The organism is Chryseobacterium defluvii (genome assembly GCF_003634775.1).
In the GTDB taxonomy this organism is placed as follows: Bacteria; Bacteroidota; Bacteroidia; order Flavobacteriales; family Weeksellaceae; genus Chryseobacterium; species Chryseobacterium defluvii.
Map to the genome: position 1 here is coordinate 978,928 of NZ_RBXB01000002.1, position 21,942 is coordinate 1,000,869.

Sequence of the window (21,942 nt, forward strand, 5' to 3'; positions counted from 1 at the left end):
TTATGGAATTCCAAATCTAATGAAAATTATATAATGAAAAACAAAATTTTTTAAGAAAAATTTGGAATATTTATCTAAAATATTATGCAATACATTAAATTGTCAACATTTTCTAATGTATCAAAAAAAGAAAATAGCATACGCAAAATACGTATGCTATTATTTATTCAGAAAATAATTCCAATAATTTACATATTGTCATCCGCAGTCGGTCCATAAAGTCCCGGGACTTTATTTCCTGTTGCTCTTAAATAAACAACAAGTTCACCTCTGTGATGATATAAGTGGTTATAGAGAAATCCGCGAACTACTTGGATTCTCGGCATAGGAGGGAATAAAATATTTCCATCCATTTCCATCTTCCATTCATTAAAATAGGTGCTTTCATCTGAGTTTTCCAAAACCTGTTGGGCTTTAGTCACGTTTTCTTCAAATTTGGCAACAATATGATCGATATTGGAAATGTCACCCTTATCGTATTGATAAGCTCCCATATTGAAAACATCCATATTAAAAGTGGCATCATACCAATTGTAAACTTCTGCAATGTGAGAGGCCAATTGGGCAGTAGTCCAGTTTTTTTCAGACGGTCTCCAGTCTAAGGCACTGTTTGGGATTGCTTTTAAAATTTTTCTGGTGTTTTCCGCTTCATGCAGAAATTCACCTAAAAGTCCTTGTTTAATCATTTGTGTTGAATTTTAAAATGTAATTTATTTTGTAATATCTCTTCCGATTACTAATCGCTGGATTTCAGAAGTACCTTCACCAATCGTACAAAGCTTGGAATCTCTATAGTATTTTTCTGCCGGGAAGTCTTTGGTATATCCATATCCCCCGAAGATCTGAACGGCATTATTGGCAATTCTTACACAAGCCTCGGAAGCATATAATTTTGCCATAGCACCTTCTCTTGTCATTTTTTGTTTTGCATTTTTCAAAGTTGCCGCTCTCTGAATAAGAAGCTCAGCTGCATCTATTTCGGTTGCCATATCTGCAAGCATGAAGTTTACTGCCTGGAAATCTGAGATAGGTCTTCCGAACTGTTGTCTTTCCTTGGCATATTTTAAGGCCGCTTTATAAGCGCCTCTTGCTGTACCTAAACTTAATGCCGCGATAGAAATCCTTCCTCCGTCAAGGATTTTCATAGCCTGTTTGAAACCTTCTCCAACTTCACCAAGACGATGAGAATCCGGTATTCTTACATTATCAAAAATCAGCTCAGCGGTCTCAGAGGCACGCATTCCTAATTTATTCTCTTTTTTACCCGAAGTGAAACCAGGCATTCCTTTTTCTAAAACAAAAGCTGTTGAATTATTTTTTGCTCCTTTTTCACCTGTTCTTGTCATTACCACGGCAATATCTCCTGAAATGGCATGTGTAATGAAGTTTTTAGCTCCGCTAATGATCCATTCATCTCCATCTTTCACAGCTGTAGTAGACATTCCTCCTGAATCTGAACCCGTATTATGCTCTGTTAACCCCCAAGCTCCGATTACCTTTCCGGAAGCCAGCTGAGGAAGCCATTTGTTTCTCTGCTCTTCATTCCCGAACTCATAAATGTGATTGGTGCAAAGTGAGTTATGCGCCGCAACAGAAAGCCCGATAGAAGGATCTACCTGTGAAATTTCATCCAGAATAGCAACATATTCATGATACCCAAGACCAGAACCACCATATTCTTCAGGAATAACGATACCCATAAAACCCATTTCTCCTAGCTGATGAAACAAATCTTTAGGAAAGGTCTGGCTTTCGTCCCATTCCATAATATGAGGTCTAATATTCTTCTCGGCAAATTCTCTGGCCGTTTCCGCTATCATTTTAATGTTGTCAATAGTCTCTGTATTCATATAGATATAGTTAATTCCCAAAGATACTCAAATTGCTGAAATGCAAAAAAAATTATTTCAGCCACAAGATATTATTCACAAAAAACTAAATATCAAATTTTTACATAATGAAAATTAATCATTTTTTAATAATTTTTTCAGAACTTTGAGTATATTAATTTACTATTTTAGCCATCCAAATTTTAAGGCATGAAAAAAATTCTATTTCCTATTATTTTATTTTCATTTTACATATCTGCGCAGATTCCTGCGGGATATTATGATGGAACAGCAGGACTCTCCGGATACGCCCTCAAAGCTAAGCTTCATGATATTATTGCGGGGAAAAATATCAGCTGGCATTATAGCGATCTTCCGAACTATTATAATCAGACCGACCTGGATAAATATTATGATCATGATACGACTAATACAACCATTCTCTTAGATATTTATTCTGAAATCCCGACCGGCCCGGATGCATACGAGTATACTTCCGCTAATATACCAACCAGCGCTCCGGCCGAAGGAGCTGGCTACAACAGAGAGCATATGATGCCTCAAAGTACTTTTTACAGCAATTACCCTATGTATTCTGATTTATTTTTTATAGTCCCTACGGACGCATATATAAATCAGCGCAGAAGTAACTATCCTTATGGAATTGTCGGCTCTACAATATATTATACATTTACAAATTCTTCAAAAATTGGAAATTGTGCCATTCCGGGTGTAACGTATACAGGTCGTGTTTATGAGCCTATCAATGAATTCAAAGGAGATGTGGCAAGAAGCTTATTGTACTTTGCCGTACGGTATGAAGGAAAATTAGGTTCTTTTAATTTTAATAATAATGTCAATCCGGTTTCAGATACTAATCCACTGGATGGCACGGAAGAAAGAGCTTTTGATCCGGCCTATATAACTATGCTTCTTCAGTGGCACGCTCAGGACCCGGTATCCCAGAAAGAAATCGACAGAAATAATTCCGTTTATAATCTTCAGAAAAACAGAAATCCATTTATAGACAATCCGGCCTGGGTAAATGTTATTTGGGGGCAGACACCCGATGCGGTTGCGCCACAGGCACCTTCTAATTTAGCTGTAACCCAAACCAGTGCATATTTTACCACTTTAAGTTGGAATCCAAGCACAAGTACGGATTTGATCGGGTATAAAATTTATCAAAATGGAATTCAGGTTGCAACTACCACCAATACTTCCATAAGTATCGATCACCTTATGCCGTCTACTGCTTATAATTTCACTGTGAAAGCTTATGATAACGGCTATTTACTCTCCCCGGACAGTAATACCGTTCCTGTTACGACTTTAGCTTCTGATATATATCCTAAAGATATTATGGTTACTAAATATTTAGAAGGGACTTCTAATAATAAAGCTATTGAAATCACCAACAGGACAGGTCACCCGGTAAACCTTAATGATTACAGATTATCTATTCAGTTCAACAGTGGTTCAGGCTATTACTTCGTAGATCCTTATGAACTGGAAGGAACTATTCAAAACAATGAAACAGCAGTTATATTAAATCCCAATGCTAATTTCTCTTGTTATACAGTTAATCAGGCAAGATTTGTAACGGCTGCGCCTCAGATGACTTTTGGTGGAAGCAATTACCTGGAACTGAGATACAAATCCACTACTGTAGATGCCATAGGTGTAAGCGGCCAAAATAATTCCACGGTTTTAGGAAATGTTTCTTTATACAGGAAAAATACGGTCAATCAGCCCAATACTACATTTACCATTACGGAATGGGATTCCTACACAAGTAATTATTGTCAAAATCTGGGTGTATTGTCGACTTCAGATATTATTTGGGCAGGAAATAAAGAAATTCATGTATTCCCTAATCCCGTTCAGGAAGATCTATTTGTAAAAGGAGAGGTGTCTCACATAAAAACAGCCTGGATATTGGACTTTTCAGGAAGAATAATTTATACTGAGAAAAACCCTTTTATAAACAAGAAAAATATTTCTGTTCAACATTTACAACCCGGAACTTATTTATTGAAGCTGGACGAAAGAACCTATCAGTTTATAAAAAAATAACTTGAATATCAGCTCTATAGGCTGATGTAAGACAATAATCGATATAAGCAGATTCACTAATAATCAATATCTATAAGTGTTTCCGCTTATATCTTTTATTTATAAGGATTTATGCTTATATTTGCAAAATGATAGCGGTTATTACCGGTGATATTATAAATTCACAACATGCGGACACAGAAGTCTGGATTACCAGGCTAAAGAATCTTCTGGAGAATTGGGGAAGCTCACCGCTCGCATGGGAAATCTACAGAGGAGACGAATTTCAGTTGAAATGTACTATTGATGAAGTCTTCTGGCATTTTCTAGCCATAAAATCCCTCATAAAGAGTCAGGAAAATTTAGATGTAAGAATTGCTATTGGAATAGGAGAGGAAAGCTTTTCCTCCGAAAAAATTACAGAGTCTAATGGGACAGCCTACGTTAATTCCGGAAGATTACTGAATGACCTGAAAAATGACGGACACACGGTGGCTATCAAAACAACCAGCGATACCGTAGACAGAGACCTGAACATTCTTTTGAAGTGGTCTTCCAAAGATTTTGATAACTGGACCATGGCTACCGCCGAGATTATTCATGAAATGATCATGAATAAAGACAATACACAGGAAGACCTGGCCAAGAAATTTGCCATTTCACAGTCATCTGTAAGCCAGAGGCTGAAACGGGCAAATTATGACCTTATTGTAGAAACCAATCAATATTTTAAAAAGAAGATTTCAGAACTGTAGGCATGATTTTCATTAAACTCATATTGGCACACTTACTCGGAGATTTCATACTTCAGCCAAATTCATGGGTTGCAGATAAGGAGAATCGTAAGCTGAAAAGCAAATATTTATATTTTCATGTTCTGATTCATACTTTGTTGAGCTTTATTTTGCTTTGGAATATTCAATTGTGGTGGGTTGCTGTTTTGGCAGGCATCACTCATTATATTATTGATGCATTGAAATTAAGCTTTCAAAATATAAAAACTAAAAAAAGATGGTTCTTTATCGATCAGCTTCTGCATATCCTGGTCATTGCAGGAATTTCATTCTATTTTAATGAGTTTAACCTGGATTTTATTGAAGATCAAGGTTTTTTGAAAATTTTCATAGCAGCCTTATTTTTAACGACACCGGCGTCTGTTTTCATTAAGATACTATTATCCTCATGGACACCTGTATCTGAAGAACTTAATAAACTGCAAACCGAATCTTTAACAAGTGCCGGAAAATATATAGGAATTTTAGAACGTTTACTGGTATTCACTTTTATATTGGTGAATCACTGGGAAGGGGTAGGTTTCATGGTGGCTGCCAAATCTGTTTTCAGATTCAGCGACCTTGCACAGGCCAAGCAAAGAAAACTTACGGAATATGTGCTTATTGGTACGCTTCTGAGTTTCGGGATGGCCGTTTTAACAGGGATTTTAATTAAATAATATAAATCTAACTATAAATTTAGAAAAGTAAAAGTTATGAGTCAAAAGAAAGAAATGTTGTACGAAGGTAAAGCGAAACAAGTATTTGCTACCGATAATCCTGATGAAGTAGTAGTACGTTTCAAAGACGATGCTACAGCATTTAATGCTCAGAAAAAGGGCCAGGTAGATCTGAAAGGCGAAATGAACAACGCCATCACTACTCTGATTTTTGAATATTTAAATGAAAAAGGGATTAAAACTCATTTCATCAAGAAATTAGACGAAAGAGAACAACTGGTAAGAAAAGTATCCATTATTCCTTTGGAGATGGTTGTAAGAAACTATTCTGCAGGAAGTATGGCTCAAAGGCTGGGAGTAGAAGAAGGAATCAAATCTCCGGTTACTATATTTGATATCTGCTATAAAAAAGATGAATTGGGAGATCCGCTTATCAATGATCACCATGCTGTTTTCTTAGGAGCAGCTACTTATGAAGAGCTTGATGAAATGTATGAGCTAACCTCTGATATCAATGAAATTCTGATTGATTTATTCGACAAGATCAATATCATCCTGGTAGATTTTAAAATTGAACTAGGAAAAACATCAAATGGGGAGATCATCCTTGCTGATGAAATTTCTCCGGATACTTGCAGACTGTGGGATAAAGATACCATGAAGAAGCTGGATAAAGACCGTTTCCGTAGAGATTTAGGTGAAGTAACTGAGGCTTACGTTGAAATCTACAACCGTCTTAAAACCCTTCTACAGAAATAAAATTTAATTTATTTAAAGATTCAAAAATTTAAAAAGTAAACGATTAGTAATTTTTAATCATTAAATTTTTTAATCTTTTAATTTTAGAAAAATAGAAATGAAAAGTTTAGACATTCATAAAAGTGAATATTTAAAACAGTTTAATAACCAACCGTACGGAAGAAATCTTTTCAGAACCCAGGAAGAAGAAAGACTGGATGCTCCGAATGAGGAGTGTGGAATCTTCGGAATGTACTCTGATAATGATGTGGATACGTTTTCTCTTTCACAGTTCGGTCTTTTCGCTTTACAGCACAGGGGCCAGGAAGCTTGTGGTATTTCCGTTTTAAAAGATGGAAGGATCACCAATATGAAAGATGAGGGATTGGTTTTAGACGTTTATAAGGAGATCCATGATCCCGAAGCTTTTATGGGAAATTCTGCAATCGGGCACACACGCTACACGACTGCAGGAGATAAAAAGAAATATAATTTCCAGCCATTTTTCGCCAAAAACGAATATGACCAGATTATACTTTCCATAGCGCATAATGGTAACCTTACCAATGCAAGAGAATTAAAAGCAGAGTTGGAAGCAGAAGGGGTAGTATTCCGTGCAACTTCCGATTCTGAGGTTATTTTAAGATTAATCCAAAAAAATCTCGATTTAGGACTTCGTGGTGCGATTAAAGCAACAATGGAAAAAATCCAGGGTGCTTATTCTGTGGTGGGAATGACAAGAAATAAATTTTTCGCGTTCAGGGATTTTAACGGCATCCGTCCACTGGTTTTAGGAGCTATTGATGAGAAAACTTATGTGGTAGCTTCCGAATCTGTAGCGTTGGACGCTGTAGGAGCTCAATATGTTCGTGATATTTTACCGGGAGAAATCATTTATACCAATGAGAACGAACCGGGGAAACTGCATTCTTATATGGTAGATGAGGCCAGAGGAAAACAGAGAATCTGTTCTTTTGAATATATTTACTTTGCAAGACCCGACTCTACACTGGAAAATATCAATGTGTATGAAATCAGAGAAAAGTCCGGGGAAAAAATCTGGCATCAGGCCCCTGTAGAAGCAGATGTTGTTATTGGAGTTCCGGATTCAGGAGTTCCGGCTGCCATTGGTTTTTCAAAGGCTTCAGGAATACCTTTCCGTCCGGTTCTGATCAAGAACAGGTATATCGGAAGAAGCTTCATCGTTCCTACGCAGGAAATGAGAGAAAGAGTGGTAAACCTGAAATTAAACCCGATTATTTCTGAGATCAAAGATAAAAGAGTAGTAATCATTGATGATTCTATTGTTCGTGGAACTACCTCAAAAAGGCTTGTAAAAATCTTAAAAGATGCAGGAGTAAAAGAAATTCACTTCAGAAGTGTTTCTCCGCCCATCATTGCCCCTTGCTATTTAGGCATCGATACTCCTTCAAAAGACGATCTTATTTCAGCCAATATGTCTACAGAAGAGCTAAGAAAATATCTTGGTGTAGACTCTCTTGAATTCCTAAGCACAGATAACCTGAAAGAAATTTTAGGATCGTCCAATCACTGCTTCGGATGTTTCACAGAGAAATACCCTGTGGAAAAAGGAGAAGAGATAGAATTATTCAATTAATAATTATATTGATATAAAAAATGAAAGGTCAGACTTATGAGTCTGGCCTTTTCTATTGTGGGTTTCCAACTTATAAATGTATCAAAAGCTTAATATTCCTGTATTATAAAGAACATCTATAAGTTTTAGTTTTGTGAAATTAAAATCCCAAGGTATGAAAAACGTACTTTTTACAAGTCTTCTTGTCATATTATCCCAGCTATATTTTGCTCAGTCTTTCGATAAACAGGCTCACCGCGGAGGAAAATCCTTATATCCTGAAAATACTATTCCGGCTATGAAGAATGCTTTACAAATGAATGTCACCACATTGGAAATGGACTTAGCCATCACCAAGGACAAAAAAGTAATCCTTTCCCATGATGCTTTTCTTTCCCCTGAATTAGTGACAAAGCCTGACGGTACATATATCCCCAAAGATTCCGGTTTTTATTATAAGATTTACGAAATGCCTTATGCAAAGATTCAAACATTTGATGTAGGGTTAAAAACACTGAGCAATTCTCCTGATCAAAAAAAGATGAAGGTTCAGAAACCTCTTTTTTCAGAAGTAATAGATGTTTGTGAAAGTTATGCACGTGAGTTGAAAAGACCGTTACCTTTTTATAATATAGAAACCAAAACACGGCCTTTCTCTGATCATATCCTTCATCCAGAACCTGAGGAATTTGTAGATCTGATGATGAAGATTATTTTGGAAAAAGGAATTCAAGACCGGGTCATTATCCAGTCTTTTGACCCCAGAACACTTGAAATTATTCATAAAGAACACCCAAAAATAATGACAGCATTGCTGGTAGAAAAAGTGGATGACAAAAAAATGGCACAACAACAGGCTCACTTCAAAAATATACCTGTTGAAAAGTTCAGGCTATATCCTAATCATCTTAGCGGGGTGGCAGGAGATATGAAATTTCTAAGCTTCATTCCTACGATTTACAGCCCGGAACATAATCTTGTAACTCCTGAACTTATACAGCAATGTCACGCATTAGGGATGAAAGTAATTCCATGGACCGTCAATACTAAAGAAAGGTTACAGGAACTGAAAAGCATGGGAATAGATGGTATCATCAGCGATGATCCACGAATATTTGAGTAGCTTTTTGCATATTAACTAAAATAAAATGACCGGAATAAATTTTCCGGTCAATAATGCATAAAAATGCATTTCAGTTAAAAATTGGTTTTAAAATTTGTAATTCAATCCTAGTTGGAAAACCCTGTTGGTATTGATATTTTTAGCTTCTTCAGATATCCCTGAATTATTGGCAATATGGGTCAGGCTATTTACATACCTTGCATTAATACCAAAATTCGGAGTAAAATCATATCCTAAACCAAGGCCTAAACCTACATTGAACTTCTTAATGTCATCCTTGTTGATATCTTCCGAATAAGAAGCTGTCTGGGTAGTGGTAACCCCTCCTGTAGTAGTTGCCACAGTACTTTCTCCCTTATTCTTTCCATTGAGAAAATAACTGAATTCCGGCCCAGCTTCAATATAGAAATTTTTAGCAGGTTTCATCTGAAGCATCAACGGGACTGAAATGTAATGTAAAGATGAAGTATATTCATCCTGGGTTTTCACTGTTGTTGAACCCGTTGTTACCTCTGAAAAGGAATTTACGCTTCTCGCTCCCAATTCATTATACAATACTTCGGGTTGAAGGCTGAATTTTTGAGAAAGTGGAATATTAACAAGAACCCCGGCATGAAATCCAATTTTCTGGTTCTTAGTGCTCAATACCTGCTCGCTGAATGAAGCAGCATTACCACCAGCTTTAATCCCGAATTTCACCGGGTCTTTTCCGTTGTTGCTAACCGGAGTAGTGGTTACTGTGTTTTTTGTTTCCTGAGCAAAGGCCATACTGCCAGCGACTATTGCTAGTCCTAGAAATAACTTCTTCATAATTTCGTTTTTTTATTTTACTACTTAAACTTCAAGTCTTATTTTTCAACAAGACTTGAATTATTTTGCAAAATGCTTGCCAAAATTATAATTACCTGATATTCAATTAATTATTATTGATATATATACTTCCCATATGAAAGTAAAAAAGCAAAAACGGAATTAAAAAGCATACCAAACAGCTGTAAAATGAAAAGGTCAGATTTAAAAATAAACCTGACCTTTTCTATTGAAATAAAATTTGTTACTTGAACTTATACGCTAATCCTACCTGGAAAACATTATTTTTTCCTTCAGCCTGGATACCGTTAGTTTCCTTAGCAATATCGGTAACACCAGCTACATATCTTGCTGTAAGACCAATATTAGGAGTGAAATAATATCCTGCACCAATTCCGATTCCAAAATCGAAACCTTTCACAAAATCATTCCCATCTACAGATACGTTCTGATATTTGAATTTAGAATCGATCAGGAAGCTGAACTGAGGCCCTGCTTCCAGATAAAAGTTTGGAAGTGCATTATACTGGAACATTACCGGTACGGAAATATAGCTTAAATTTATTTTTAAATCTTCCATTCCATCCGCTTTTGCTCCCACACCGTTATATAAAACTTCCGGTTGTACACTGAATGAACTAGCAACAGGAATATTAGCGAAAGCACCTCCGTAAAATCCGGCTTTTGCTTTGGAATCATCTCCGGAAATGGTAGAAATGTTTAAACCTGCTTTCAATCCGAAAGATACCGGAGAAGAAGACGATGTGTTTTGTGCAAATGTCAATGAGCCTGCTACTAAGGCTGCCCCTAATAATACTTTTTTCATGGTTAAAAATTTTTATATTATTACTTGAATTATTTAATAACATACACGTCTACGCAAATTTCTTGCCAAACCATTTAAAAAAGGCAAAAAAATAAAGCCGGACTATAAATCCGGCTTTATAATTATTTAATTTACTTTTACTAATTCTTTTTAGAATTTAAATGCTAATCCAACCTGGAATACGTTGTTTTTTACCGCATCTGAACCGCTTGGTCTGTCTTTAGCAATATCTGTAAGACCTGCCACATATCTTGCCGTAAGACCGATGTTCGGAGTGAAATAATATCCTGCTCCTAAACCGATACCAAAGTTAAAAGTATTTAAATCATCTTTGAAATCATCTGTAGTAGATGAATTACCAGTAGATTCATTTTTAACTTTATTTTTTGCACTTAACATGAATCCGAATTCCGGACCAGCCTCTAAATAAAGGTTAGGAAGCGCATTATATTGGAACATTACAGGTACTGTAAGATAATCCAAATTGGTTGAAGACGAATATTTATCTCCTAATACTGTGTACTCAGCTTTGCTACCATATTGAGAATACAATAACTCAGGCTGAACACTGAATGAGCTAGCAACCGGGATATTAGCAAAAACACCACCGTTAAATCCGATTTTTGATTTTTGATCATCTAATCCTTCATCTTTAGATAAAGAAGAAACGTTCATTCCCGCTTTGATACCAAATGCTACCGGAGAAGAAGATGTTGATGTAGTTTGTGCAAATGCTAATGAGCTTGCAGTCACTGCTAATCCTAAAATTAACTTTTTCATAACTTAATTTTTTAATATTTACTATTTCTAATTTTAAATTTTACTACCGTCAATTTTCATTTTGACGAAGACTATATTTCAAATTGTTTGCCAAAGTAGGAATTGACACGAAAAAACAGTAATGATATTTATCAACTCTGAAATAATTAAAAATTTAATTACTTGTAAATCAATGCTTTAAAAATCTATTAAACGTTTGTTTAGAAATACTCTAAATTGACAAATTTGTCAAAATTTAAAAAAATAAGATGAAAAAAATGAGGGTAAGGGTTAGAAATCATTCAATTTTCTATAAAATTCAAGTGATTGCAGTATTTTATTCTGATCGCTTTGATGATCATATACGCATGAACCGATCGCGGAAAGCAATGAAAAATTGATTTTACTATCCGTATTTTTCTTATCATTTAATAATAAAGAGCAGATATCATCATTACTAAAATCAGTTATATCTAAATAAGGATAATATCTTCTGATGTTTTCAGTAATAATTTCTGCATCTTCTTCCGAAAGAATACCTTCGAGATAAGACAAATGAGCTTCACAGATCATTCCTGCCGCAACCGCTTCACCATGCAAAACAGGATTTCCCTGTTCCAAACACAGACTTTCTATGGCATGACCTATTGTATGCCCGAAATTCAGCGTTTTTCTGATATCTTTTTCATGAAAATCCTTTTCCACGACATCCTGCTTAATATCCATAGATGTCTGTATATGAGGAACCACCCCTTCCACATCCAGTTTATAGATCTGAATAAGATTATTCCAGTGTTTCTCATCTGCAATTAGCCCATGCTTCAACATTTCTGCAAAACCGCTTCTCAGTTCTTTGAAAGGCAGTGTCTGCAAGAATTCAGGATATACAAAAATCTGCTCAGGAAACGTAAAAGTTCCCACCATATTCTTATAGTGCATCAGATCAATCCCTGTTTTACCCCCGATGGAGGCGTCACACATAGATAATAAGGTTGTAGGAATATTAATAAACGAAATTCCTCTTTTATAGGTGGAAGCCACAAAACCTCCCATATCTGTAATAACGCCCCCTCCAAGATTGATCATCAACGCTTTTCTGTCCGCTTTCATTTCTGTGAGAATTTCCCATAGCTGATTTGCGGTCTGTATATTTTTCATTTCCTCACCGGCTTCAATCTCCAGAATTTCAAAGTTTAAATCGGTTTCCATATTGCCCAATAGTGTAGGAAGGCAGTATTCATGTGTATTTTCATCAACAAGGATAAAAATTTTGCTGAATGTTCTTTCATGAAGAAAATCGTTTAACTGAGAAAAATTATCGTTTAAGAATGTTATCATTTTTTGAATTTCTATAAGATTAATAGTAAAACTATCATGCAAAGTTATGATTCTTAATTTTTAACTCGTAACTAAATTAGTATCTTTGCAGAAATTTTTAGAATGAGCAGAGATAATAATAATTCAGAGAGACCCAAAAGACCAAGAATTTCAACCAGGAAAAGTTCTGATAATTCTCGTGCCTCTAAATCTGGAAATTCTTCAGAATCAAAATCTTTTAAGAAACCTTTTTCTAAATCCGGCGAAAGAAATTCCGAATATAAAGGAACGAATTCAAAGTTTGAAAAAAAGCCTTTTAAGAGAAGTGAAAATGATGGCGAGGAAAAAAGGCCGTTTGGAAAGCCAGCTTCCAAAAGAGGAGGCAGGGATTTTGACAGCAGGGAAAAATATGAAAAAGGTAATCTTAAGTTTGGTAAAAAACCTTTCAACAGAAACGACAGGGACGATGACAGAGCCAAATCTTTTGTTCAGAAAAGAAGGCTGACCAAGATTGATAAAGATCTTCATAAAGATACCATCCGTCTCAATAAATATATTGCCAATTCCGGAATTTGCAGCAGGAGGGAGGCCGACGAACTGATTACTCAGGGGTTGGTGGAAGTAAACGGAAAAGTAGTAACCGAAATGGGATATCAGGTTCAGAAAACAGACCGTGTTGTATTTGACGGGCAAAATATCACGCCTGAAAAACCGGTGTATGTGCTTCTCAATAAACCTAAAGGTTATATTTCCACCACCAAGGATGATAAAGCCAGAAAAACGGTAATGGACCTGGTGGCCAACGCTTCCCCATACAGGGTTTTTCCTGTAGGAAGACTGGACCGTTCTACAACAGGGGTTATTTTATTAACGAATGACGGTCATATGACAAAGAAGCTAACGCACCCGTCGTTCAACGTTAAGAAAATCTATCATGTAACTTTAGATAGAAAGCTATCTCCTGAAGATATGAAAGCTATTGCTGACGGAGTCCGTCTGGAAGAAGGAGTAGCTGCTGTGGATCAGATCTCTTACATTGAAGGTAAGCCTAAAAATGAAGTGGGTATCGAAATCCATATCGGATGGAACCGGGTGATCAGAAGAATTTTCCAGCGATTAGGATATGAAGTGGAAGCACTGGACAGAGTGATGTTTGCGGGATTAACGAAGAAGAACATTAAGCGAGGTCACTGGAGAATCCTTACAGATTTAGAAGTCAATAACTTAAAAATGCTTTAAGAGCTATAAGTTAAAAATTATAAGTGATAAGCTTGCTTGTCCTTACCTAAAAAGCGCGGTAAATTTACCGCGCTTTGTTTTTTTAACTGTTCTGAAACAGGTTTCAATTTGTTCAGAATGACCATTATAATCAATACTAAAAATACGTTCTGAGAATAAAGAAAAGTATCCAAAAAGCTGTAAATAGCAAACTTAGCTTTAATATTCTTTTCCCGTGGTTTCTGTCTTTTTCATTGAAATAATAGACTCTCTCACCGTTGGGAAGTTGTTTTTTCAGTTTAATAAATACTAAGGCAATGGCGTAGCTCACAAAGATTAATATTCCCCAAAACAGGGAAACCACACATCCGATAATAGCAAAAATATATCCGAAAAGAATATAGTTTTTAACCTGTTCAGGCTTTTCATAATCATTTTTTAAAGACTGAAGACGTTTTTCATTCAGGGAACTCAGTTCCTCATCGGTCAAATCTTTGCCTCTACTTTTTAATATTTTCCTTGCGGCTTCATAGTCGAATTCATTCCATTCATCTTTTTTGAAGAGAATGTCTTTCAGGTCTTCATTGGAATATTCCAGCAGGTAATAGTCTTCCGGAATGCTGATTTCATGAGCATAAAAGTCCGAAATGACTTGACTTGCCATTTCAAAATCATTTCTGGAAACTAAGAGCTGATATTCTATTTTGCCGGGATTAGACACAAAACTGGGATCAAAATCTTTTTCATTATCCACAATCTCATATCCGATGGAATGGTTATCTAAAACAGAAGCAATTTCTTCGATAATGAATTTATTACTGCTTTTTCTGAAAATGCTTTCCATTATCCAAGAATAGTTACTCCTTTCTGAAGCATTTCATAGATGGCGTCTCTTCCGTTATCCGGCTTTACATTCACTGCTCTTGTTCCGTTAAAATGAAGGCAGGTGATATATCCGTTAGCAACCGCGTCGAGACACGTGAATTTTACGCAATAGTCTAAGGCCAGACCTACGATTTCCAGTAACTGGATGTCGTGATATTTTAAGAAGTCATCAAGACCGGTTTTCATAAAATGATTATTGTCCTGAAAGCCGCTGTAGCTGTCTATTTCTGGGTTTTTGCCTTTTTGAACGATATGGGTTACCTTATCCTTGTTCAGGTCTTTATGAAATTCCGCACCGAAGGTTCCCTGTACACAATGATCCGGCCACATAAACTGTGGAACACTATTCAGGATAATACTTTCTCCTACTTTTCTTCCATTGTTGCTGGCAAAGCTTTTATGATTTTCAGGATGCCAATCCTGGGTCAAAACAATCTGATCATATTCATTTTCTTCCATCAGAAGATTGATATACGGGATCACTTCATTGGCTCCCGGAACAGCTAATGCACCTCCTTCACAAAAATCATTCTGTACATCTACTATTATTAACGCTTTTTTCATATTTAGATTTCTCGAATTTTTGATAAATTTACAAAAACTAATACTCAAATATCTGTCCAAACTGAATTATCGGACAAAACGACAATATTTATATTTAATAATTAATGCAATGAGTGATTTAGAACACAAGAAATTTCCGATCGGACCTTTTGAATGGCCGGCTCATATTTCAGATATTGAATTGGACGAACATATTAAAGTGATCAAAAGCTTTCCCGGAAGGCTTAAAAACCTGATCGAAGATTTTAACGATGATCAGCTGGACACCCAATACAGGGAAGGAGGATGGACTGTAAGGCAGCTCATTAACCACATTGCAGATAGCCACATCAACAGTTTTATTCGTTTTAAACTGGCTCTTACGGAAGATAATCCTACTATAAAGCCATATGATGAAGCTAAATGGGCAGAGCTTCAGGACAGCCGTAATATGCCTGTGAAACCGGCTATGAGAATGATAAAAGGGACCCACCAAAGATGGGCGATCCTTCTTAAAAGTCTTACCAATAAACAGTTTGAAAGGACGTTCCATCATCCGGAACAGCAGAAGGATTATGACCTGAGAAATTATCTGGCGTTCTATGTATGGCATTGTCATCATCATTTTGCTCATATTGAAAATCTGAAGAAGGAAAAAGGTTGGTAAAAAAGACGCTTCACCATCGGCTTTATTTTGAAGAGATCCTTGAAAGGATTTCCGGATTGTCTGAAAATTCCCAGGGAAAATGGGGGAAAATGAACGTATCCCAAATGCTGAAGCATTGTGATCTTGTTCTTCAGATTCCGTTGAATAAGATAGAACTTTCTGAAATTAACTTCTTATTGAAATGGATCGGGATCTGTACAAAAAGAGAAATGTATGTTTTTAATAATGGTATTCCCCGCAATATGCCCACTTTTCAAAAACTAATCGTTAATTTTGACTGCGACTTTAATGAAGCCCGGAGCGGCCTTTTACAAACGATGGAGGATTATTGGAGTGCATTTATAAATAAAAGCTTACCGGAACATCACATGTTATTTGGAAAAATGAATGAGAACGACTGGGGCTTTTTAGAATTCAAACATCTTGATCACCATCTCAAACAATTTAATGTATGAGTATTTTTGGAAAACTATTTGGCGAGAATGAAGCGCCGAAACAATCATCCCTTTGGAAAATCATTGCTTCTGAAAAGGACCTTAATGAAGCTGTAGAAAATTCCTATCATCAAAAAACCGTAATCTTCAAGCATTCAACTAGCTGCTTTATCAGCAAAACAGTATTGAAAAATTTTGAAAAAGAAATAGAAGATATAGATCAAAAGATAAGTTTTTATTACTTAGATTTGTTAGCGCATAGATCGGTTTCAAATAAGATCGCCGAAGATTTCGGGATCAGACATGAAAGCCCTCAATTGATAGTATTAGAGGACGGTAAGGCCATTAACAACGCTTCACACCAAGATATATCTATAAGCCAAATTATCTAATGAAGAATATTAACAGTTATTTAGCTCAAGTTTTAAATGTTCCCCTTGAAAAAGTGAACACCTGCAGCCTCCATTATGAAGTGAAAAAGATTCCTAAGAATCAATTTTTATTACAATATGGGGAAATATGCAGACATATATTCTTTGTTGAAAAAGGGCTTTTAAAAATGTATTCTATTGATAAAAACGGCAAGGAGCACATTATCCAGTTTGCTCCTGAAAGCTGGTTGATTTCAGACAGAAGCAGTCTTTATTTCAACGAAAAGTCAGTCTATTATATAGAAGCCGTTGAGGATTCCGAAGTTTTGTTTTTACATCCGGATTTCTTCAATAAGCTTGTTGAGCAATTTCCCAACAGTATCGAAAGAAGTGATTTTTTACTTCAAAAACATATCAGGAGTCTGCAGAACAGGATTAATTCTTTATTAGGCGAAACTGCAGAAGAAAGATATATGAAATTCATCAAAATGTATCCTGATTTACTGTTAAGAGTCCCTCAATGGATGATCGCTTCTTACCTGGGCATTACTCCTGAAAGTTTAAGCCGGGTAAGAAAAGAGCTGGCCAGGAAAAATTTTGTTCCGGACAGGTAATTTACATCATTTTGGCCAGTTTTCCAATCTGTTCCAGTTTGGATCTGGTGTTATCCGACCAGGGAAGCCCAAAACAGAGACGCATACAGTTTTCAAACTGATCCTGGAGAGAGAACATTCTTCCGGGAGCAATGCTGATATTTTGTTTAATGGCCCTGTCATATAATTCTCTTGTCTGAATGGCCTTATCAAATTCCACCCATAAAGAAAGCCCGCCCTGAGGACGGCTGGTTCTTGTTCCTTCAGGAAAAGATGCTGCAATAGTCTGAACATAATTCTGATAATTGCTTTGCAGTGTACGGCGCAATTGGTATAAATGTTTTTCATATCTTCCGCTTTTCAGAAAATTAGCGACTGCCTCATTCACGATGGTAATGGAAGAGGTTGAATGAAGAAGTTTAAGCTTGAGAATTTTATCTTTATATTTTCCCGGAGCAATCCATCCCACCCGATAACCCGGAGCCAGGGTTTTTGAAATGGAACTGCAATACAGAACATTCCCTTCCTTATCAAAAGATTTACAGCATTTAGGACGATGAGAACCAAAGTAAAGATCACCATACACATCATCTTCTATCAGCGGAATATTATGGTCTGACAGCAGCTTTACAATTTCTTTTTTATTTTCATCAGGCATATAGCTCCCCAGTGGTGAATTGAAATTGGGGATGAGTAAGCAGATATCAATTTTGGGAAGGTTTTTTTTCAATGCCTCAATTTCAATTCCGGTAGTGGGATGAGTGGGTAATTCCAGAACTTTCATTCCTAATCCGTTGGCCAGCTGAAGAATCCCCGGATAACACGGGCTTTCAATAGCTACCGTATCTCCTGGTTTTCCTAAAGCCATTAAACAAAAAGATAAAGCCTGCATTCCTCCATTAGTGGTAACCAGGTCGCTTTCGTCAAAGTTTCCGCCCCATAGTCCTGATCTCAGGGCTATCATTCTCCGGAGTTTTAAATTTCCCTGAAGCTCTTCATATTCCGTTCCCCCTCCATTCAATTCCCGGGTTGCGTTGATAATTTCTTTTTTCAGCTTGTTCTGGGGAAGCAGATCGCCGGAGGGAATACCGATGGAAAACAGGGTAATATCTTTCTTTCCTAGGTTTTCATATACTTTACTGATCAGTTCATCGGGCTCTTCATGATCAGCTATTAATGAAGGACGGCTGGTTTGTGCCAGCGGAAGTTTTACATCAAGCAGTTTGCTTACAAAAAAACCGGATTGCGGTTTGGATTCTATAAGCGATTGTGATTCCAGCTCCAGAAAAACACGTTTTGCTGTATTCATGCTGATCCTGTGTTCCTGACATAATGTTCTTACTGAAGGTAATTTATCTCCTGCTTTCAGAATTCCTTTTCTGATTTGGGTTGCTATTCCATTGGAAATCTCCGTGTATAAAAATTCTTTTTGCATATTTCAAACTGTATCCATACAAATATACAAAACTGATACTGTGCTTATCTATTTTTCCTTTATAATTTTGAGGTATACATAAAATCAGATGATAGCAAATCAATTATCAAAGGATCAGACCGTAAGCGGATGGATCAACGGTTTCATAGGAGTTGTTCTTTTCGGAGGGTCACTACCTGCCACTAAACTGGCTGTAATGGAAATGGATCCTATTTTTGTAACTACGGCGCGTGCGACTATTGCAGGTATTCTTGCCCTTTCGGCACTTGTATTATATAAAGAAAAAAGACCGGAGAGAAATCAGGGATTTTCATTAATTATAGTTTCAATAGGCTGTGTAATAGGTTTTCCGTTATTATCTTCCTTAGCGCTGCAATATATAACCTCTGCTCATTCTATTGTTTTTTTAGGTTTGCTTCCTCTTACGACAGCGATATTCGGTGTCATTCGTGGCGGTGAACGTCCCCGTCCTGTATTCTGGCTTTTTTCAGGTATCGGAAGCCTGTTGGTGATCGGTTATGCTATAGCACAAGGTATTTCGGCTTCTCCTATAGGGGATGTTCTTATGCTAATTGGTGTTGTTGTGTGCGGACTTGGTTATGCAGAAGGAGCAAAACTCTCCAAAACATTGGGCGGATGGCAGGTTATTTCCTGGGCCCTTGTATTGTCTTTACCTGTTATGCTGCCTTTATGCATTATTTATTTTCCTTTGTCTGCTATTGATATTCGTGTACAAGCATGGGCTGGGTTAGCCTATATCTCTCTTTTCAGCATGTTCATCGGCTTTATTTTCTGGTACCGGGGATTAGCTCAGGGCGGAATAGCTTCAGTAGGGCAGTTACAGTTATTACAACCCTTTTTCGGGTTAGCCTTAGCTGCTTATCTTTTAAATGAACAAATAAGTATTGGAATGGTGGGAGTTACATTAGGAGTAATTCTTTGCGTTGCCGGTACTAAAAGATTTCAGAAGTAAAATATCCCTTTTTTAAGTCAATCGCTTATGACTCCAGTCATAAGGATTAAGCATACTATTGAATTAATTTTGAAAAATACCCCTCAAAAATTTAATAGTATGAAAAACGAATGTATCAATAATCTTAGGTTCAGGATTACTGGTCCTGAGCTGTAAGAAAGAGCCGCAGGCCCAACCAACCCATCTAGACAGCCTGAATACTGGCGACAGTATGGTCTCCGGAAATGCACAGGTAACTCTTGATTCTTGTGACATTACATTTCCGTTGAAGTACATTGTATGATTAGATTCCATTAAAAACAGCAAATAATTTATTTCAACGGCTAGTACATATTTATTTTGATAAGAAGAGAATTGATATGTGCTCATACATCAATAATCATTCTTTTCAGGAAGGCTTAAACGATCTGTTTAATTCGGAAATTTTTTTAACTTATAAATAGATTTTATGGTTGACTTGGCATTATTTAATGAAACTGGAATCCAGATAAAATAGAAGGACTAAAAACAAGGATGTGACGGATGGTACATTGTCTTAATGATCAATGCCTATGATAAAGGAAATCAAAAAAAATTTCTGATCAACGGGAGTGAAACCTCACAAACAGTACCATTCCGGATTTGGATTATTATAATATTATCTACAGGATGGGCTATTTATTATGAAATCACAATCTATACTATTCACTAATCAAAAATAAAGCACACATAAATAAAAAATAATACAATATTTCAATTTTAACCTTTTTTAACTATGTAAAAAGGGGAAGGGGTGTGATTTTTGCAGTTTTTTGTAAGCTTCCCAATTATATTTTACTAAGCTAGTAAAAGAAAGAACATTAAAAAAAGGTTATTATGGTTATTAAAGAAGATATTTTGTATTCAGCAGGTGCAAGTATCAAAAATTATGAACCTTCAGAATTTATATTCACCGAAGGGGAAATGCCTAATTACTATTATCAGATTGTAACAGGGGAAGTGAAACTGAATAATTATAATGAAGACGGAAAAGAATTCATCCAAAATATTCTGTCGGATGGACAAAGTTGCGGAGAATCCCTCTTATTTATACAGAAACCCTACCCCGTAAATGCTGAAACTCTCACTGAATGTAGTATTCTGAGACTTCTGAAATCAAAGTTTTTGGCATTGCTGGAACAGTCTCCGAGATTGTATCTTGAGATCAGCAGCTTTATGTCCCAGCGCCTGTATTATAAATTTATTATGATGCAGAACATCTCTTCCCAGAATCCTGCCGCAAGACTTAAAGGACTCCTCGATTATCTTAAGAGCTTTCAGGAGGATATCAGACCGTATTCTTTTCTGGTGCCTTTAACAAGACAGCAGATGGCGAGTTTAACCGGTCTTTGTGTAGAGACTGCTATAAGGACTATTAAGGGAATGGAAAGAGATAAAATCGTAAAAATCCAGGATCGTAAAATTCTATATTAAGCATGCTTTAATCTAGAGTTTCACAATTCGTTTTATTAACCACACAAGCACAAATTATGAAAACGGTAAGCTGCATGAACATCAATGAGGCAATTTTGTACTCAGCCGGTGCAGAAAAAAAACAGTATAAGAAAGGTGATATTATTTTCCGCGAAAATGATTATGCACTTTACTATTTTCAGATCGCAGAAGGAAAAGTTAAACTGAATAATTATAACGATGAAGGGAAAGAATTCATCCATAATATATTGGGAAAGTACCAGAGTTTTGGAGATTCCCTGATATTTTTGAATGAACAGTATCCCATGAATGCCATCGCGTTAACCCCCGTTGAAATTATCCGCCTTTCTAAAAATAATTTCATGGAATTGTTGAAGGAACGTCCTGAAATTTCACTGGAAATGAATAAATGCCTTGCGCAGAAATTGTATTATAAGTCATTAATGATCCATAATCTTGCCTCTCAAAATCCTGTTTCCAGGATTAAAGGTTTATTGGATTATTTAAAAAGCTACCACAAGGAGGATGCGCCTTATTCCTATCTTGTGGAAATAACAAGACAACAATTGGCCAATCTTACCGGATTACGGGTAGAAACTGTCATACGTTTCCTGAAAAAGATGGAAAAAGAGGGTATTTTGAAGATAGAAAACAAAAAAATTCTTTATTAATACTTCTGTTTATGACCCAAGTCATAAAAAAGTAAGTTATTCGGTTGTACATTTGATGTATAAAATTTACAAAATATACTTAAGACCTCACATGAGAGGCAACATTTAAAGCTCTTTGGCTTTTCATATTCACGCATTTTAACCACACACATTTGTTGTTGTCCTGATGCTAGTTAGGGGACGACAGTACATC

The 21,942-nt window shown here is 36.2% G+C and carries 24 protein-coding genes; 14 read left to right on the forward strand and 10 right to left on the reverse strand.

All coding sequences use genetic code 11. The features are described 5' to 3' along the window. Window positions 1-188: 188 nt before the first annotated feature. The gene (locus BCF58_RS11255; RefSeq protein ID WP_121461871.1) at window positions 189-686 is read right to left on the reverse strand and encodes a DinB family protein; all 498 of its coding nucleotides are present in this window, start codon (window positions 684-686) and stop codon (window positions 189-191) included. A gap of 24 nt (window positions 687-710) precedes the next feature. Beyond that, window positions 711-1,850 carry an acyl-CoA dehydrogenase family protein gene (locus tag BCF58_RS11260; RefSeq protein ID WP_121462053.1) on the reverse strand — a complete coding sequence of 380 codons (1,140 nt, stop codon included), beginning with the start codon at window positions 1,848-1,850 and terminating at the stop codon, window positions 711-713. 189 nt (window positions 1,851-2,039) lie between these two features. Here BCF58_RS11260 and BCF58_RS11265 point away from each other — a divergent pair, with 189 nt between their 5' ends. From BCF58_RS11265 to BCF58_RS11290, 6 genes are all read left to right on the forward strand, one after another. Beyond that, window positions 2,040-3,905, forward strand: a complete 1,866-nt coding sequence (locus tag BCF58_RS11265) for an endonuclease (RefSeq protein ID WP_121461872.1) — start codon at window positions 2,040-2,042, stop codon at window positions 3,903-3,905. Between the two features lie 128 nt (window positions 3,906-4,033). Then, a complete protein-coding gene (locus BCF58_RS11270) occupies window positions 4,034-4,639 on the forward strand; it encodes a SatD family protein (RefSeq protein WP_121461873.1) in 606 nt (201 codons plus the stop codon). A gap of 2 nt (window positions 4,640-4,641) precedes the next feature. Further along, window positions 4,642-5,337 (forward strand): DUF3307 domain-containing protein, encoded by a 696-nt coding sequence (locus BCF58_RS11275; protein ID WP_121461874.1) that lies wholly within the window; start codon window positions 4,642-4,644, stop codon window positions 5,335-5,337. A 36-nt stretch (window positions 5,338-5,373) separates the two neighbouring features. After that, entirely contained in the window at window positions 5,374-6,096 is a 723-nt protein-coding gene (gene purC, locus BCF58_RS11280; RefSeq protein WP_121461875.1) for a phosphoribosylaminoimidazolesuccinocarboxamide synthase, read from the forward strand. Between the two features lie 97 nt (window positions 6,097-6,193). Continuing rightward, window positions 6,194-7,693, forward strand: a complete 1,500-nt coding sequence (gene purF / locus BCF58_RS11285) for an amidophosphoribosyltransferase (protein WP_121461876.1) — start codon at window positions 6,194-6,196, stop codon at window positions 7,691-7,693. Window positions 7,694-7,847: 154 nt separating this feature from the next. Continuing rightward, window positions 7,848-8,795 carry a glycerophosphodiester phosphodiesterase family protein gene (locus tag BCF58_RS11290; protein WP_121461877.1) on the forward strand — a complete coding sequence of 316 codons (948 nt, stop codon included), beginning with the start codon at window positions 7,848-7,850 and terminating at the stop codon, window positions 8,793-8,795. Between the two features lie 87 nt (window positions 8,796-8,882). Here BCF58_RS11290 and BCF58_RS11295 read toward each other — a convergent pair whose 3' ends face one another. The 4 genes from BCF58_RS11295 to aroB form a co-directional block, all read right to left on the reverse strand. Beyond that, window positions 8,883-9,605, reverse strand: a complete 723-nt coding sequence (locus BCF58_RS11295; protein WP_121461878.1) for a porin family protein — start codon at window positions 9,603-9,605, stop codon at window positions 8,883-8,885. A gap of 244 nt (window positions 9,606-9,849) precedes the next feature. Continuing rightward, window positions 9,850-10,431: a porin family protein gene (locus BCF58_RS11300; protein ID WP_121461879.1), complete on the reverse strand. Its 582-nt coding sequence runs from the start codon at window positions 10,429-10,431 to the stop codon at window positions 9,850-9,852. Window positions 10,432-10,581: 150 nt separating this feature from the next. Beyond that, on the reverse strand, window positions 10,582-11,211 hold the full coding sequence (locus tag BCF58_RS11305; protein WP_121461880.1) for a porin family protein: 630 nt from the start codon (window positions 11,209-11,211) through the stop codon (window positions 10,582-10,584). Window positions 11,212-11,481: 270 nt separating this feature from the next. Then, window positions 11,482-12,528: a 3-dehydroquinate synthase gene (gene aroB, locus BCF58_RS11310; RefSeq protein WP_121461881.1), complete on the reverse strand. Its 1,047-nt coding sequence runs from the start codon at window positions 12,526-12,528 to the stop codon at window positions 11,482-11,484. A gap of 102 nt (window positions 12,529-12,630) precedes the next feature. Here aroB and BCF58_RS11315 point away from each other — a divergent pair, with 102 nt between their 5' ends. Further along, window positions 12,631-13,746 (forward strand): pseudouridine synthase, encoded by a 1,116-nt coding sequence (locus tag BCF58_RS11315; protein WP_185144838.1) that lies wholly within the window; start codon window positions 12,631-12,633, stop codon window positions 13,744-13,746. Window positions 13,747-13,882: 136 nt separating this feature from the next. On the opposite strand, the gene BCF58_RS11320 is transcribed toward BCF58_RS11315, so the two are convergent. Continuing rightward, entirely contained in the window at window positions 13,883-14,569 is a 687-nt protein-coding gene (locus BCF58_RS11320; RefSeq protein WP_121461882.1) for a hypothetical protein, read from the reverse strand. Next, the gene (pncA, locus tag BCF58_RS11325; RefSeq protein WP_121461883.1) at window positions 14,569-15,174 is read right to left on the reverse strand and encodes a bifunctional nicotinamidase/pyrazinamidase; all 606 of its coding nucleotides are present in this window, start codon (window positions 15,172-15,174) and stop codon (window positions 14,569-14,571) included. Before pncA ends, BCF58_RS11320 begins: the two co-directional genes overlap by 1 nt. A gap of 109 nt (window positions 15,175-15,283) precedes the next feature. On the opposite strand from pncA, the gene BCF58_RS11330 reads away from it, so the two are divergent. The 4 genes from BCF58_RS11330 to BCF58_RS11345 are packed head-to-tail and all read left to right on the forward strand — an operon-like array spanning window position 15,284 to window position 17,239. After that, window positions 15,284-15,820, forward strand: a complete 537-nt coding sequence (locus tag BCF58_RS11330; RefSeq protein ID WP_121461884.1) for a YfiT family bacillithiol transferase — start codon at window positions 15,284-15,286, stop codon at window positions 15,818-15,820. Then, window positions 15,814-16,275 carry a DUF1569 domain-containing protein gene (locus tag BCF58_RS11335; protein ID WP_228434782.1) on the forward strand — a complete coding sequence of 154 codons (462 nt, stop codon included), beginning with the start codon at window positions 15,814-15,816 and terminating at the stop codon, window positions 16,273-16,275. Before BCF58_RS11330 ends, BCF58_RS11335 begins: the two co-directional genes overlap by 7 nt. Next, the gene (gene ytxJ, locus BCF58_RS11340) at window positions 16,272-16,646 is read left to right on the forward strand and encodes a bacillithiol system redox-active protein YtxJ (protein ID WP_121461885.1); all 375 of its coding nucleotides are present in this window, start codon (window positions 16,272-16,274) and stop codon (window positions 16,644-16,646) included. Before BCF58_RS11335 ends, ytxJ begins: the two co-directional genes overlap by 4 nt. Then, the gene (locus BCF58_RS11345; protein ID WP_121461886.1) at window positions 16,646-17,239 is read left to right on the forward strand and encodes a Crp/Fnr family transcriptional regulator; all 594 of its coding nucleotides are present in this window, start codon (window positions 16,646-16,648) and stop codon (window positions 17,237-17,239) included. Before ytxJ ends, BCF58_RS11345 begins: the two co-directional genes overlap by 1 nt. A gap of 1 nt (window position 17,240) precedes the next feature. On the opposite strand, the gene BCF58_RS11350 is transcribed toward BCF58_RS11345, so the two are convergent. Further along, a complete protein-coding gene (locus tag BCF58_RS11350) occupies window positions 17,241-18,653 on the reverse strand; it encodes an aminotransferase-like domain-containing protein (RefSeq protein WP_121461887.1) in 1,413 nt (470 codons plus the stop codon). An 88-nt stretch (window positions 18,654-18,741) separates the two neighbouring features. Between BCF58_RS11350 and BCF58_RS11355 the strand changes: the two genes are divergently transcribed. Then, complete coding sequence (locus BCF58_RS11355) at window positions 18,742-19,626, forward strand: DMT family transporter (protein ID WP_121461888.1); 885 nt, start codon at window positions 18,742-18,744, stop codon at window positions 19,624-19,626. Between the two features lie 63 nt (window positions 19,627-19,689). On the opposite strand, the gene BCF58_RS17595 is transcribed toward BCF58_RS11355, so the two are convergent. Further along, window positions 19,690-19,995 carry a hypothetical protein gene (locus BCF58_RS17595; protein ID WP_228434783.1) on the reverse strand — a complete coding sequence of 102 codons (306 nt, stop codon included), beginning with the start codon at window positions 19,993-19,995 and terminating at the stop codon, window positions 19,690-19,692. A gap of 486 nt (window positions 19,996-20,481) precedes the next feature. On the opposite strand from BCF58_RS17595, the gene BCF58_RS11365 reads away from it, so the two are divergent. Together BCF58_RS11365 and BCF58_RS11370 are read left to right on the forward strand one after the other, a co-directional pair. Beyond that, a complete protein-coding gene (locus BCF58_RS11365; protein ID WP_121461890.1) occupies window positions 20,482-21,078 on the forward strand; it encodes a Crp/Fnr family transcriptional regulator in 597 nt (198 codons plus the stop codon). A 56-nt stretch (window positions 21,079-21,134) separates the two neighbouring features. Next, window positions 21,135-21,749, forward strand: coding sequence for a Crp/Fnr family transcriptional regulator (locus BCF58_RS11370; RefSeq protein ID WP_228434784.1), 615 nt, complete (start codon window positions 21,135-21,137; stop codon window positions 21,747-21,749). The last annotated feature ends 193 nt before the right edge of the window (window positions 21,750-21,942 follow it).